Source organism: Vibrio ponticus (genome assembly GCF_009938225.1).
In the GTDB taxonomy this organism is placed as follows: domain Bacteria; phylum Pseudomonadota; class Gammaproteobacteria; order Enterobacterales; family Vibrionaceae; genus Vibrio; species Vibrio ponticus.
This window is the reverse complement of sequence record NZ_AP019657.1, coordinates 1,831,373-1,844,577: the sequence shown is the minus strand read 5'-3', so window position 1 is coordinate 1,844,577 and position 13,205 is coordinate 1,831,373. Positions and strand designations below refer to the sequence as shown.

Below are 13,205 nucleotides of genomic sequence, written 5' to 3'. Positions count from 1 at the left end.
ATGATAGAATGCCGGCAGACCATGCCGGCATTTTTAATGCGAGAATTAAGTGAACTATCAGATTATTACTCAAAGTGCAGAGCTAGAAGCTGTGTGCAAAAAAGCGCGAACTGTTGAAGCGGTGATGCTCGATACCGAGTTTGTTCGTACCCGTACTTACTACCCACAACTTGGCTTAATCCAGTTGTTTGATGGTGAAACACTCTCTTTGATTGACCCACTCGAAATCGAAGACATGACCGCATTTGTTGAGCTACTGAAAGATACTTCAGTAATGAAGGTTTTACATGCTTGTGGTGAAGACCTCGAGGTATTCTTCAATAGCTTTAAGTGTTTGCCTCAGCCAATGGTTGATACACAAATCATGGCGGCATTTCTTGGCAATGGTCTATCAACAGGCTTTGCTGCACTAGTGGAAGCAAACCTTGGTGTGGCATTGGATAAGAGCGAGTCTCGTACGGACTGGATGGCTCGTCCTCTGTCGCAGAAGCAACTTGATTACGCGGCGGCAGACGTTTATTACCTAAAACCGCTTTATGAGAAGTTACTTGCTGAAGTTGAGCAAGCTGGCTGGTGGCAAGCGGCTAAACAAGAGTGTGAACTGATCGCGGCTAAACGTATTAAGACGGTTGACGCTGAAAACGCTTACCTCGATATCAAAGGTGCGTGGCAGCTTAAACCGCGCGAACTTGCGATCCTCAAGCCTTTGGCGACATGGCGCTACAAAGAGGCGTTACGTCGTGACTTAGCACTGAATTTTGTGTTTAAAGAGAACGACCTGCTGACAATTGCACGTTTGGGTTTAACTAACCGTTACCAAATGGAACAAGAGGGTATGGATCCTCGTTCAGTGCATCGTCATAGCGCTCGTATCATCTCGTTAGTCAAAGCGGCGAAAACGACTCCAGCGGAACAATACCCAGAGAAGATTGTTCGCTTAATGGATAAGCCGGGCTACAAGCAGCTATTTAAAGTGCTGAAAGATGAAGTTAAGAAAGCCTCGGATAGCAGCGGTTTAGCTAGCGAATTTTTGGCATCGAAAAAGCAGCTCAACAGTGTGATTAGCTGGGTTTGGAAACGTAACCGTGACGAGAACAAACTGCCAGATGTGATGCAAGGTTGGCGTTTAGAACTACTTGGTCAAAAGCTCGATAAACTGATCAAATAGAGAACCAATCTCGGTTAATTAAACTCTGCACATGGAAAGGCTGGGCAAACTCCCAGCCTTTTATTTTTTATGTTGTTGATTCGTATTGGCGAGTCAAAACAATAGTTGCGGCAAGCAGGCAAAAGCCTCAGAATGTCGCACTTTTCAATCCGGGCTAGATTTCACCAATTGGCTTGGTATGAACCACTTTATATTGAGAAACTAATTTATGGGTTTTACCTCACTCGCTCTTTCTACTGCAATTCTTAAAGCCATCAAAGAACAAGGCTACGATACTCCTTCGCCAATTCAAGCTAAGGCGATTCCAGCTATTCTTGAAGGCAACGACGTCATGGCAGCAGCTCAGACCGGGACAGGCAAAACCGCAGGCTTTACGCTACCAATTCTAGAGCGCCTGAATAATGGTCCACGTGTTAAAAACAATCACATTCGTGCGCTGATCTTAACCCCAACCCGTGAACTTGCGGCACAGGTGCACGAGAACGTGCATAACTACAGCCGTTACCTTGATCTTAATTCTGCAGTGGTATTTGGCGGGGTTAAAATCAACCCACAGATGTTAAAACTGACTCGTGGTGTGGATGTGCTGGTGGCAACGCCGGGTCGTCTAATGGACCTTTACAACCAAAAGGCGGTTAAATTTGACCAGCTAGAAGTGTTGGTATTGGATGAAGCTGACCGTATGCTTGATATGGGCTTTATCCGCGATATTCGTAAAATTCTCGATTTATTACCAAAAGATCGCCAAAATTTGCTATTTTCGGCGACGTTCTCAAACGAAATTCGTGAGCTGGCGAAAGGCTTAGTCAACAATCCGGTTGAGATCTCGGTCAACCCAGCTAACTCAACAGCAAAAACGATCGAGCAATTTATCTACCCAGCTGACAAGCGTAAAAAAGCGCCAATGTTGGTGAAGCTGATTAAAGATGGTGATTGGCGCCAAACTCTGGTGTTCTGCCGCACTAAACATGGGGCAAACCGACTAGCGTTCTATCTTAATGGTGAAGGTATTACCGCAGCACCAATTCATGGTAACAAGAGCCAAGGTGCGCGTACTCGAGCGTTGGCTGATTTTAAATCAGGCGAAGTGCGAGTGTTAGTCGCAACAGACATCGCTGCACGTGGTATCGATATTCCTCAGTTGCCACAAGTGGTGAACTTTGAGTTGCCAAATGTCTCTGAAGACTACGTACACCGCATTGGTCGTACGGGTCGTGCTGGTGAAGTGGGTAAGGCAATTTCGTTGGTGTGTAATGAAGAAGTCGCTGAGCTATTTGGCATTGAACGTTTGATTCAGCAAGTGTTGCCTCGTCTTGAATTAGAAGGCTACAAGGCGGTGAATGAGCTACCTGAATCAGTGCTCGATACGCGTCCAATCAAAGCGAAAAAACCGAAGAAGCCAAAGAAACCAAAGACTGATCATGCTGATGGTCAACGCTCTGGTGACAATGCTCGCGGTCATAAACCAGCCGGTAAGAATAAGCGCCATTTTGGTGATAAACCTAGCGAAGGTAAAAAGCCAAATGCGAATAGTGGCAAGCCTAAAGCAAAAGGACAAGGCAAACCTGCCAACAAGCCTGCTAACAAAACTGGTCAAGGTAATGCGCAAGGTAAAGGCAATAATAACGGGCAGGCTAACCGAGCGAAATCGTCTGATAACAATGGCGGTAACCGCTCACGCAATGGCGGCAAACCAAATGGTCAAGCAGCGCGTAAGCCAGCACAAAACCGTAAGCCGCGCCCAGCAAGCGCAAATCGCGGCTAACTATTAGCGACAAACCTTAATTGAGAAAGCCCTGTGATATCACAGGGCTTTTTGTTTTTATTTCGCTAGAGTGCATATGCAAAAAAGGCTTCCCGAGGGAAGCCTTTTAAATTTGAGCGAAGCCGTTAGCCTGCTAGTTAACCAGCTAGAACATCGGTTGCGACTTTGTAGCTTGGATCTTCTTTAACGTTGATTTCCACTAGGCTACCTGCTTTATGTAGCAGGGCACGACAATCTTGGCTCAGATGGCGCAAGTGCAGCGTTTTACCTACCGCAGCATAGCGTTCAGCTAGCGTTTCAATTGCTTCGATTGCAGAGTGGTCGGTGACGCGTGAATTAGCGAAGTCGACAATCACATCACTTGGGTCATTTTTCGCGTCAAACAGTTCAAGGAAGTTCGCCGCACTACCAAAGAAGATAGGACCATGAACTTTGTACTCTTTTGAACCGTCTTCGTTGATTTTACTTGATGCGTAAATGTGTTTTGCGTGTTCCCAAGCGAACATCAGTGCCGAAGCAATCACACCCACCGCCACTGCTACAGCAAGGTCAGTCAGTACAGTCACTACCGTTACTAGTACGATAACAAAGAAGTCTTGTTTTGGTACGCGACGCGCAAGCTTGAAGGTTGCCCATTCAAAGGTACCGATGACCACCATAAACATTACGCCAACAAGCGCTGCTAGTGGGATCATTTCAATCAGTGATGATGCAAACAGAATAAATACCAGTAGCATTACCGCAGCAACAATACCTGACAGACGACCACGACCACCCGAGTTTACGTTGATCATCGATTGACCGATCATTGCACAACCACCCATCGCACCGAATACCGAACAGGTGATGTTCGCAAGACCTTGACCCATACATTCGCGGTTCGATTGACCACGTGTATTGGTCATCTCATCTAATACGGTCAGTGTAAGCAGTGATTCAATCAAGCCAATCGCTGCCAGAATGATCGCGTATGGCAAGATAATTTGTAGCGTTTCAAGCGTTAGCGGTACTTCTGGGATAGAGAAGGTTGGTAGTGTGCCAGCCAGCGTCGCTGCCTCATCACCAGACATAGTGCGTAGGAAGTCGACCACGGTGCGTGTTTCAAGATCTAAGCCAACTACGAGCGCGGTAACAGTCACGATCGCAACCAGCGATGACGGTACAGCAGTAGTCAGTTTTGGCAAGAAGTGGATGATTGCCATGGTGAGCGCAACCAGACCCAGCATAAGCGCCATTTGGTCGCCCGGTAGCCAGGTAAGTGCGCCACTGAGATCGGGTGCTTTAAACTGACCAAGCTGAGCTAAGAAGATAACAATCGCCAAGCCGTTTACGAAACCGATCATTACTGGATGCGGCACCATACGGATAAATTTACCCAGCTTAAACAGACCAGCTGTGATTTGTAGAATACCCGCTAGTAGGATCGCGGCAAAAAGGTATTGCACACCGTGCGTTGCCACTAGGCTAACCATTACAACAGCCATCGCGCCTGTTGCACCAGAAATCATACCTGGGCGACCACCAAAGATAGAGGTAACTAAACCTACGATAAATGCCGCGTAAAGACCAACCATTGGGTCAACGCCAGCAACAAAGGCAAAGGCTACTGCTTCAGGAACTAAAGCGAGTGCAACCGTTAAGCCTGACAACACGTCGTTTTTTACAGAGTGTTTTGAAAATTGTGGAAATTCAAACATATTTGCTCAGTTAGGCTAAGTGTTAATTTATAGCTAAGTATTTCGATGCTACTTGGCTATGAGGTGAATCTATTCTTGATAAGTCACTGAAGCAAAGATGGAATATAAAAGAGCAGAGTGACTAAATCATAATTCAGTTCGAGTCGGCGCATGCTACCGAAAACTGTGATTAAGTTCAAGAATAAACCAGATGTAAACCGATAAAAATGCTAAATATTTGTTATCGATAAAGAGAATTTTTAAGTAAAAGAAAAGGCTGCTATTGCTAGCAGCCTTTCAGAGTGGGCTGTGAGATTAGAAACCTGCTGGTTTCGTCATTCCCGCACCTGCTTGTGCTTTGGCTACTTGGCTACCTGCGCCTTTTGGCTGGTAACGTTCAGTGCGCAAAGGCGCTGCATTGATAGTGATTTCTTTAAGCTCTTGTGTACCTGGCGCTTTTGCCATTGGCGCACTTGCGTGAGCTTTCACTGTTTGTGCTAGCGGCGCTTTTGCTGCTGCTTCAGCGACTGCTGGAGTTTCAACAACTTCTTCAACCACTGCTTGCGGCGCGACAGTTTCTGCCACTGGCTCAACGACTGCTTCAGTAGTCACAACTTCTTCTGCTGCTGGAGCTACTTCTGCTACTGTTTCGACAACTGGCGCTTCAACCACTGGTGCTGTTTCAACAACTTCAGCAACGATTGGCTCAACGACGGTTTCAACAACAGCTTCAACTGGCGCTTCCACAACAGGCTGCTCACGACGGATAATGACTTTACCCATTGCCATTTCAGGACACGCGAAGCCACCTAGTGTCGCTACGTTCGCAACTGCCGCTACTTCAGTTGTTGCCACTTCAGCGGCTACAACAGGCTGCTCTTTATGTTGTTGAGAGCGTGGTGCTGGTTTCGCAAGATCGTAACGTGGCATCACTTTACCCATCGCCATCTCAGGGGAGGCTACACCACCTTTACGTAGGCGGAATGGGTTAGGGCGACGATCACGACCACGACGGCGGCGCTGACCACTTGCACGTAGGTGACGTGGAGAACGACGGTTACGACGTTGTTTGCCTTCTTGTGCTTCATTGTCGTTGTCGTTTGCTTCAACAACTGGCTCAGTTTTCACTGGCGCTTGAGTTGCTTCGAAAGTAGCCGTGTCAACCACTTGCTCAACTGGCGTTTCTTCCACTTGTTCAGCCGCGGCTTGTTGGTCTTTAACGCGTACTTGCTTGTTTAGCTTACGGCGTTGGCGACGCTCTTTTACTTTCGCAGCTTTCTCTTCAACGCGAGCTTCTGGCTTATCTACTTGCGCTTCAGCTGCAAGTTTTAGACCTTCTTCAGCAACTTTGCTTGGCTTGGCATCTTCACGCTTGTTACGGCGTTCTTGCTTAGGCTTACGATTTTGCTGTTTGCGTTCAGTTTGTTTCTGCTCAGTGTTCGCTTCATCGCGTGCTGGCTTACGCTTGTTATCGCGTTTGTCTTCACGGTTGTCGCGGTTGCTGTCACGGTTAGAGTCGCGATTGCCGTCACGGTTACCATCACGGTTACCATCACGGTTGTTGCGACGACGCTGGTCACCACGATCGTTGCGGTTGTTGCGACGATTGCGGTTATTGCGATTTGGTTTTTCTTTCTCAGTGGTTTCTTCTTTCTTCGGCTCTTCTGTTTTATCAGAACCAAAAATGAAGTTACCTAGAGCTTTAAAGAAACGACCGAATAGACCTGGTTGCTCATCTTTTGCTTCTTCAGCTTTTACCGGTGCTTTTGCTGCTGGAGCTTTAGCCACTGGCGCAGGTGTCGGAGCAGATTGTGCAGGAGCAGCGAAGCCCTTAAGTGCAGGTTCTTCAATCTTCTTCGGTTTGTATTCTGTATCTGGCGTTTCTTTACCTTCCGCTTCCTTCATCGCTTCAAGCTTTTTAGGAAGTAGGTAAGAAAGTAGATCAACTTCTTCGCCTTCACGAACACGAATCACTTCAAAGTGCGGTGTTTCCATATCAGAGTTAGGAACAACCGTGATTTTCACTTCTTGGTTACGCTCGATATGGTTTACAGAGCGACGTTTTTCGTTCAGTAGGTAAGAAGCGATTGGCACAGGTACAACCGCCAAAACTTGTGACGTGTTGTCTTTTAGTGCTTCTTCTTCAATCAGACGAAGAACAGACAGTGCTAGAGATTCGTTGTCACGGATAACGCCAGTACCTGTACAGCGAGGACAGATATGGTGGCTTGCTTCTGCTAGAGAAGGGCTTAGACGTTGACGAGACATCTCAAGTAGACCAAAGCGAGAAATACGACCGATCTGTACGCGTGCACGGTCCATACGAACTGCGTCACGTAGACGGTTTTCAACTTCACGTTGGTGGCGAACTGGCGTCATATCGATAAAGTCGATAACCACTAGACCACCAAGGTCACGTAGACGTAGCTGACGAGCAATTTCATCGGCTGCTTCTAGGTTGGTGTTCAGCGCTGTCTCTTCGATATCGCCGCCTTTCGTTGCGCGAGCAGAGTTGATATCGATTGAAGTTAGTGCTTCAGTTGGGTCGATTACGATAGAACCACCAGAAGGCAGACGAACTTCGCGTTGGAACGCAGATTCGATCTGGCTTTCAATTTGGTAGTGGCTAAATAGCGGCACTTCACCATCGTATTTCTTAACACGGCTTACGAAATCTGGACGAACTAGACGAATATGGTCAAGCGCACGCTCGAACATAGTGTTGCTGTCGATTAGGATTTCACCGATGTCACGACGCAAGTAATCGCGGATCGCGCGAACGATAACGTTACTTTCTTGGTGAATTAGGAAAGGAGCTGGGTTCGAATCAGACGCTTGTTTAATCGCGCCCCAGTGGTTTAGAAGAACATTTAAGTCCCACTCTAACTCTTCTGCACTCTTGCCAACGCCAGCTGTACGAACAATAAGACCCATGCCTTGAGGCAGTTCTAGAGTGCTTAGTGCCGCTTTTAGTTGCGTGCGCTCATCACCTTCGATACGGCGAGAGATACCGCCAGCACGAGGGTTATTTGGCATTAATACAAGGTAACTACCCGCTAGAGAGATAAACGTAGTAAGTGCAGCGCCTTTGCTGCCACGTTCTTCTTTCTCTACCTGTACGATTACTTCTTGACCTTCGGTAAGCACTTCTTTAATGCTTGGACGGCCTTGGTAGGTGTAACCTTCAGGGAAGTATTCGCGAGCAATTTCTTTAAGAGGGAGGAAACCATGTCTTTCTGCGCCGTAGTCTACGAAAGCAGCTTCAAGACTAGGTTCGATTCGAGTGATACGTCCTTTGTAGATGTTTGCTTTTTTGGATTCATGACCAGGGCTTTCGATATCAAGATCGAATAGGCGTTGACCATCCACTAAAGCAACGCGCAACTCTTCTTTTTGAGTTGCGTTGATTAGCATTCTTTTCATTTAAAAATCTCGTTGTCATTTTTTATGTGCTTGTTGCTTAGCTTTCTCTTTTCACGGTGCCAGATCCCATGGTTTGAACGGTGCAGCCTCCCGGCTGGAGGGATGCTCTGGGGCACTCCAGTTCTCACAAAACTTTGCTTGTGAGCCGCGATATCGGCGGAATTTACTCAACATGAAAGGTGACGAGTAGAGCAACAAGTAAGCTAATGTTCGAAAGGTCTTACGCCGTGTGCTGCACTTTCTATTTATCAGCAATCTACTCTTTTTATCGCTTTGCTGTTTCGGATAGTACAAAAGTCAACCAAATCAAGCATTGCAGGTGTGAACTATAGCAGTACCCACCTAACACAGCAATCTGCTTTATAATAAATCGCTAAAGAATCGGGTTTTATTTTTCCTAACTGGCTGTATTTTAGTGCTTTTGGTTGGGATAACATCGGTTTTATAAATGGGTGATGGAAAAACAGTTCGTAGTTCGATTGAAAACAAGTAAACTGACGGTTTGTTGCCAAGAAAATGTGATTTTGCGCAGCGTTGAGTGATAGAATAGCCGCATGAGTGAAATAAGAACCCAAGTCCAGTTTGTCGATATTGATTCTGACATGGCAGGACAGCGTATTGATAATTTTCTACGCAATCATCTAAAAAGTATCCCTAAAAGCATGGTTTACCGTATCCTTCGCAAAGGAGAGGTTCGTGTAAACAAAAAACGTGTCAAAGCTGAATACAAACTGCAAGCGGGCGATCTTGTGCGAATCCCGCCAGTGACTGTGGAAGAAAAAGCCGAGGAAGTCGCACCGAGTACCAAACTGAATAAGGTGGCAGAACTTGAACATATGATTATCTATGAAGATGAACATATGTTGATTCTGAACAAGCCTTCAGGCACCGCAGTACATGGTGGCAGTGGTCTAAAATTTGGTGCGATTGAAGCACTGCGTGCGCTGCGTCCACAAGCTCGTTTCTTAGAGTTGGTGCACCGTATTGACCGCGACACCTCTGGTATCTTGTTGGTAGCGAAAAAGCGCTCGGCGTTACGTCATCTTCAAGCGCAGTTCCGTGAAAAGACCGTACAGAAATACTACTTTGCACTAGTAATGGGCGAGTGGAAGCCAAGCTGTAAAGTGGTCAATGCGCCGCTGCTTAAAAATGAAGTCAACAGCATTGTGCGTGTTAACCCAAATGGCAAGCCGTCGGAAACTCGCTTTAGAGTGTTAGAAAAGTTTGCAGATGCAACTCTAATCCAAGCGAGCCCAATTACCGGTCGTACACACCAAATTCGTGTGCATACACAATATACCGGCCACCCAATTGCATGGGATGATCGTTATGGTGATCGCCGTTTTGATGCCTACACTGGTAAAGTGGGTCTAAATCGCTTGTTCTTGCACGCAGCAAACATCAAGTTTGTTCACCCAGGCACTGAAGAGCAGATGGAAATCAATGCGCCAATGGGCGATAAGCTCGAGAAAGTGTTGGTTGGGCTGAGAAAGCTTGCTTGATTAGCGAACGCTCAGCGCATTTGCGCTGACTTACGGAACGTCAGCAATAATGCTGACTCACGGACAACGGAATTGATAGTCTCTTACCCGTAACGAAGTGTTCCGTAGTGAAGCGTTCCGTTTTACCGCATCCAAAAAGAAAGGTCGCATCAAGCGACCTTTCTTTTTTACAAAACCCTAAAACCTTCCGCCTCAAGCATATCAATCAAATCAATTAGTGGTAGCCCGACTAGCGTGTTGGGGTCTTTACCTTCTAAGCGCTCGAATAGGGCAATGCCTAAGCCTTCACTCTTGAAGCTGCCTGCGCAGTAAAAAGGCTCTTCTTTGTCGACATAGTTTTCGATTTGTTGTTGGCTTAGTTGGCGAAAATGGACCGTGAACGTATCCAGCTTGGAGGTGACACTCTTTGTCTTAGAGTTGTACAAAGCTAAACCGGTATAAAAAGTGATGCTTTTGCCACTTTGGCGAGTTAATTGCTCGATCGCTTTGTCTCGAGTGTGGGGTTTCCCAATAATTTCACCATCGATAACACACACTTGGTCACTGCCTATAACTAGGCTATCTTGCTCAGTGTGGCATGATTGGGCTTTACCTTCGGCAAGGCGTAGCACTAGCTCGCTTGGTTGCTCGTTAACCAGCGGTGTTTCATCACAATTTGGCGTTGCGGTGATAAAAGAGACTGCTAGTTTATTGAGCAGTTGCTGTCTAAATGGCGAAGTGGAGGCTAAAACTAGTTGGTAATTTGTCATTTTAATTTACAATTGTGGCTTGCTTGGAAAACAGCTTAATCGAAGTTATGACTGTTAGCCTAGCCTTGGTAATAGAAAGGAAAAAAAGTACAACTTTTTGCCCTTTTTCTTTGACTCTAAACGATTTGGAAGATAGAATTCGCGCCCTATGCAAAAGGTAAAAATACCGCGAACGGTTGATCCGGCTCGAGCGGCTCAGAAACGATTGGACTATGAAGGTATTATTCAGGTCAGTCTTTTTAAACGCTTGATGGAATCGGTCGAAGGCGTTCAACGCGACGCTCAAGTGTCATTGTCATTTGGGTTAGATGAGCAGCGACTCGTTGTTATCTCTGGTAAAGCTAACATCGAAGTTGATTTAGAGTGTCAACGCTGTAATGAGGTTTTCGCACATGAGTGCGAAGTTCAATTCACTTATACTCCTTACTATAACGAGAAAAGTGAAGAGGACGCACCGGAAGAGTACGATTTGGTAGATCTGAACGAGTACGGTGAAATCGACCTAATACAGTTAGTTGAGGACGAGTTCATTCTAAACTTACCCCAAGTAGCGATGCATGATGATGCGGACTGTAGCGTTGATTCAGATAACATGGTGTTTGGCGAACTTCCGGAAGAAGTTGTGGAAGATAAACCGAATCCATTCGATGTTTTGAAAAGCTTAAAGAAGTAATTCTTTAGGAACTTACATAGGAGTAGGGTCAATGGCCGTACAAAAGAGCAAGAAATCACGTTCAATGCGTGGCATGCGTCGTTCACACGATGCGCTAACTACAGCTGCACTATCTGTAGACGCAACTTCAGGTGAAACTCACCTACGTCACAACGTGACTGCCGAAGGTTACTACCGCGGCAAGAAGGTTATCAACAAGTAAGGTTGACCTTTGCAAAGTATTACCGTTGCACTTGATGCAATGGGCGGGGATTTCGGTCCTCGCGTAACAGTGCCTGCCGCCGTGCAGGCACTGTCGCATTTCCCAGAGCTAAAAGTGATCTTATTAGGTGATCGGACTTCGATCACAACTCAATTATCCTCTCTTGGTTATCAGCCAGATGCTCGCTTGAGTATTAAACACTGTGACCGGGTGATCTCCAATTCGGAAAAACCATCCCTCGCACTTCGTAACGGACAAAACAGCTCGATGGGCAAAGCGATTGATCTCGTTTCTGTCGGTCAAGCCGATGCTTGTGTTAGCGCAGGTAATACTGGCGCGTTAATGGCATTGTCACGTTTTCGTCTTAAACTGTTACCGGGTATTGAACGTCCAGCACTGATTTCAGCATTGCCAACCATTTCTGGCAATCGTACTTGGATGTTAGATTTGGGCGCGAATGTATCGAGTGATGCAGACTCGTTATTCCAGTTTGCCGTGATGGGAAGCGCGTTAGCCGAGCAGTATTTAGGTCGACCACCAAAAGTGGCTATCTTAAATATTGGAGCGGAAGAAATTAAAGGCAATGATCTTGTCAAACGCTGTGCAGAAATGTTATCACAGACTGAGTCGGTGAATTTCATTGGCTATATCGAAGGTAATCAGTTGTTTAATGATTATGCCGACGTGGTGGTGTGTGATGGCTTTGTTGGCAATATCTGCCTCAAGACCAGTGAAGGCACTGCCCAGCTTTTTATAGATAAGTTGAAAAACTACATGATGGCCTCATCTATAAAGGGTTGGATAGCAAGAAAATTGTTTTCTGGGTTAATTAATGAACTAAAAACATTGAACCCCGACCAGTATAACGGTGCAAGTTTGCTAGGATTGCGCGGCATTGTAATAAAAAGCCACGGAAGTGCAGATGTAGAGGCGGTCGTGAATGCCATCGGCGAAGCCCTACACGAGGTCAAACGACAGGTACCAAGCCGTATAAGCGATCGTTTGGAAGCGGTTTTACTCGAGAGGCATTATTAGTCTTCATGTTTAGCAAAATTTTAGGTACTGGCAGCTACTTGCCATCTCAAGTGCGTACTAACGCAGACTTAGAGAAAATGGTAGATACAACCGACGAGTGGATCGTTGCACGTACGGGCATTAAAGAGCGCCGCATCGCTGCTGAAAACGAGACCGTTGCCGACATGGGTTATCATGCTGCTGTGAACGCGATTGATATGGCGGGCATTGATAAGAACGATATCGATTTGATCATCGTTGCGACAACGAGTAGTAGCCACACTTTCCCTTCAGCGGCATGCCAGGTTCAAGCGAAGCTGGACATTAAAGGCTGCCCTGCATTTGATTTAGCAGCAGCGTGTTCAGGTTTTGTTTACGCGCTGTCAGTGGCTGATCAGCACATTAAAACCGGTATGTGTAAAAATGTACTCGTGATTGGTGCTGATGCTCTGTCAAAAACTTGTGATCCAACTGACCGTTCAACCATTATCTTGTTTGGTGATGCAGCGGGTGCAGTTGTGCTAGGTGCAAGTGAAGAACCAGGTATCATCTCTACGCATATCTATGCGGATGGTGCCTTTGGTGATCTGCTAAGCCTTCCTGTTCCTGAGCGTGGCAAAGACGCGGACAAGTGGCTGCATATGGCAGGCAACGAAGTGTTTAAAGTGGCAGTGACTCAGCTTTCTAAACTAGTGAAAGACACGCTTGAAGCAAATAACATGCACAAGTCTGAGCTAGATTGGTTGGTGCCACACCAAGCGAACTATCGCATTATTTCTGCGACAGCGAAGAAGCTTTCTATGTCGCTTGATCAAGTGGTGTTAACCCTTGATAAACACGGCAACACTTCTGCGGCGACCGTGCCTACGGCATTGGATGAAGCAGTGCGTGATGGTCGTATTAAACGTGGTCAAACTCTTCTACTAGAAGCGTTTGGTGGCGGTTTCACTTGGGGCTCAGCACTGGTTAAGTTCTAAGTACAGGATTCCAATTTAAGATGCACTTAGGTGCATCTTTCTTTCTTCTCTTTGTT

Annotated in this window: 10 protein-coding genes; 7 read left to right on the top strand and 3 right to left on the bottom strand. The window is 46.3% G+C overall.

Annotated elements, in window-relative coordinates:
• Nucleotides 1–49 precede the first annotated feature (49 nt).
• Both rnd and GZN30_RS07985 read left to right on the top strand, forming a co-directional pair.
• The gene (rnd, locus tag GZN30_RS07990) at nt 50–1,168 is read left to right on the top strand and encodes a ribonuclease D (protein ID WP_075648748.1); all 1,119 of its coding nucleotides are present in this window, start codon (nt 50–52) and stop codon (nt 1,166–1,168) included.
• A 208-nt stretch (nt 1,169–1,376) separates the two neighbouring features.
• On the top strand, nt 1,377–2,933 hold the full coding sequence (locus tag GZN30_RS07985; RefSeq protein WP_075648747.1) for a DEAD/DEAH box helicase: 1,557 nt from the start codon (nt 1,377–1,379) through the stop codon (nt 2,931–2,933).
• A 137-nt stretch (nt 2,934–3,070) separates the two neighbouring features.
• On the opposite strand, the gene GZN30_RS07980 is transcribed toward GZN30_RS07985, so the two are convergent.
• Both GZN30_RS07980 and rne read right to left on the bottom strand, forming a co-directional pair.
• Nucleotides 3,071–4,630, bottom strand: a complete 1,560-nt coding sequence (locus GZN30_RS07980; RefSeq protein ID WP_075648746.1) for a SulP family inorganic anion transporter — start codon at nt 4,628–4,630, stop codon at nt 3,071–3,073.
• A gap of 294 nt (nt 4,631–4,924) precedes the next feature.
• A complete protein-coding gene (rne, locus tag GZN30_RS07975) occupies nt 4,925–8,032 on the bottom strand; it encodes a ribonuclease E (RefSeq protein ID WP_075648745.1) in 3,108 nt (1,035 codons plus the stop codon).
• A 554-nt stretch (nt 8,033–8,586) separates the two neighbouring features.
• On the opposite strand from rne, the gene rluC reads away from it, so the two are divergent.
• Nucleotides 8,587–9,534 carry a 23S rRNA pseudouridine(955/2504/2580) synthase RluC gene (gene rluC, locus GZN30_RS07970; RefSeq protein ID WP_075648744.1) on the top strand — a complete coding sequence of 316 codons (948 nt, stop codon included), beginning with the start codon at nt 8,587–8,589 and terminating at the stop codon, nt 9,532–9,534.
• A 167-nt stretch (nt 9,535–9,701) separates the two neighbouring features.
• On the opposite strand, the gene GZN30_RS07965 is transcribed toward rluC, so the two are convergent.
• Nucleotides 9,702–10,283 (bottom strand): Maf family protein, encoded by a 582-nt coding sequence (locus GZN30_RS07965; RefSeq protein ID WP_075648743.1) that lies wholly within the window; start codon nt 10,281–10,283, stop codon nt 9,702–9,704.
• Nucleotides 10,284–10,431: 148 nt separating this feature from the next.
• Here GZN30_RS07965 and yceD point away from each other — a divergent pair, with 148 nt between their 5' ends.
• Genes yceD through GZN30_RS07945 form a run of 4 tightly spaced genes read left to right on the top strand, consistent with a single transcriptional unit; the run spans nt 10,432 to nt 13,149 of the window.
• The gene (yceD, locus tag GZN30_RS07960) at nt 10,432–10,956 is read left to right on the top strand and encodes a 23S rRNA accumulation protein YceD (protein ID WP_075648742.1); all 525 of its coding nucleotides are present in this window, start codon (nt 10,432–10,434) and stop codon (nt 10,954–10,956) included.
• Between the two features lie 31 nt (nt 10,957–10,987).
• Nucleotides 10,988–11,158 carry a 50S ribosomal protein L32 gene (gene rpmF, locus GZN30_RS07955; RefSeq protein WP_004414666.1) on the top strand — a complete coding sequence of 57 codons (171 nt, stop codon included), beginning with the start codon at nt 10,988–10,990 and terminating at the stop codon, nt 11,156–11,158.
• A 9-nt stretch (nt 11,159–11,167) separates the two neighbouring features.
• A complete protein-coding gene (plsX, locus tag GZN30_RS07950) occupies nt 11,168–12,193 on the top strand; it encodes a phosphate acyltransferase PlsX (protein ID WP_075648741.1) in 1,026 nt (341 codons plus the stop codon).
• A 5-nt stretch (nt 12,194–12,198) separates the two neighbouring features.
• Nucleotides 12,199–13,149 (top strand): beta-ketoacyl-ACP synthase III, encoded by a 951-nt coding sequence (locus tag GZN30_RS07945; protein ID WP_075648740.1) that lies wholly within the window; start codon nt 12,199–12,201, stop codon nt 13,147–13,149.
• Nucleotides 13,150–13,205 lie beyond the last annotated feature (56 nt).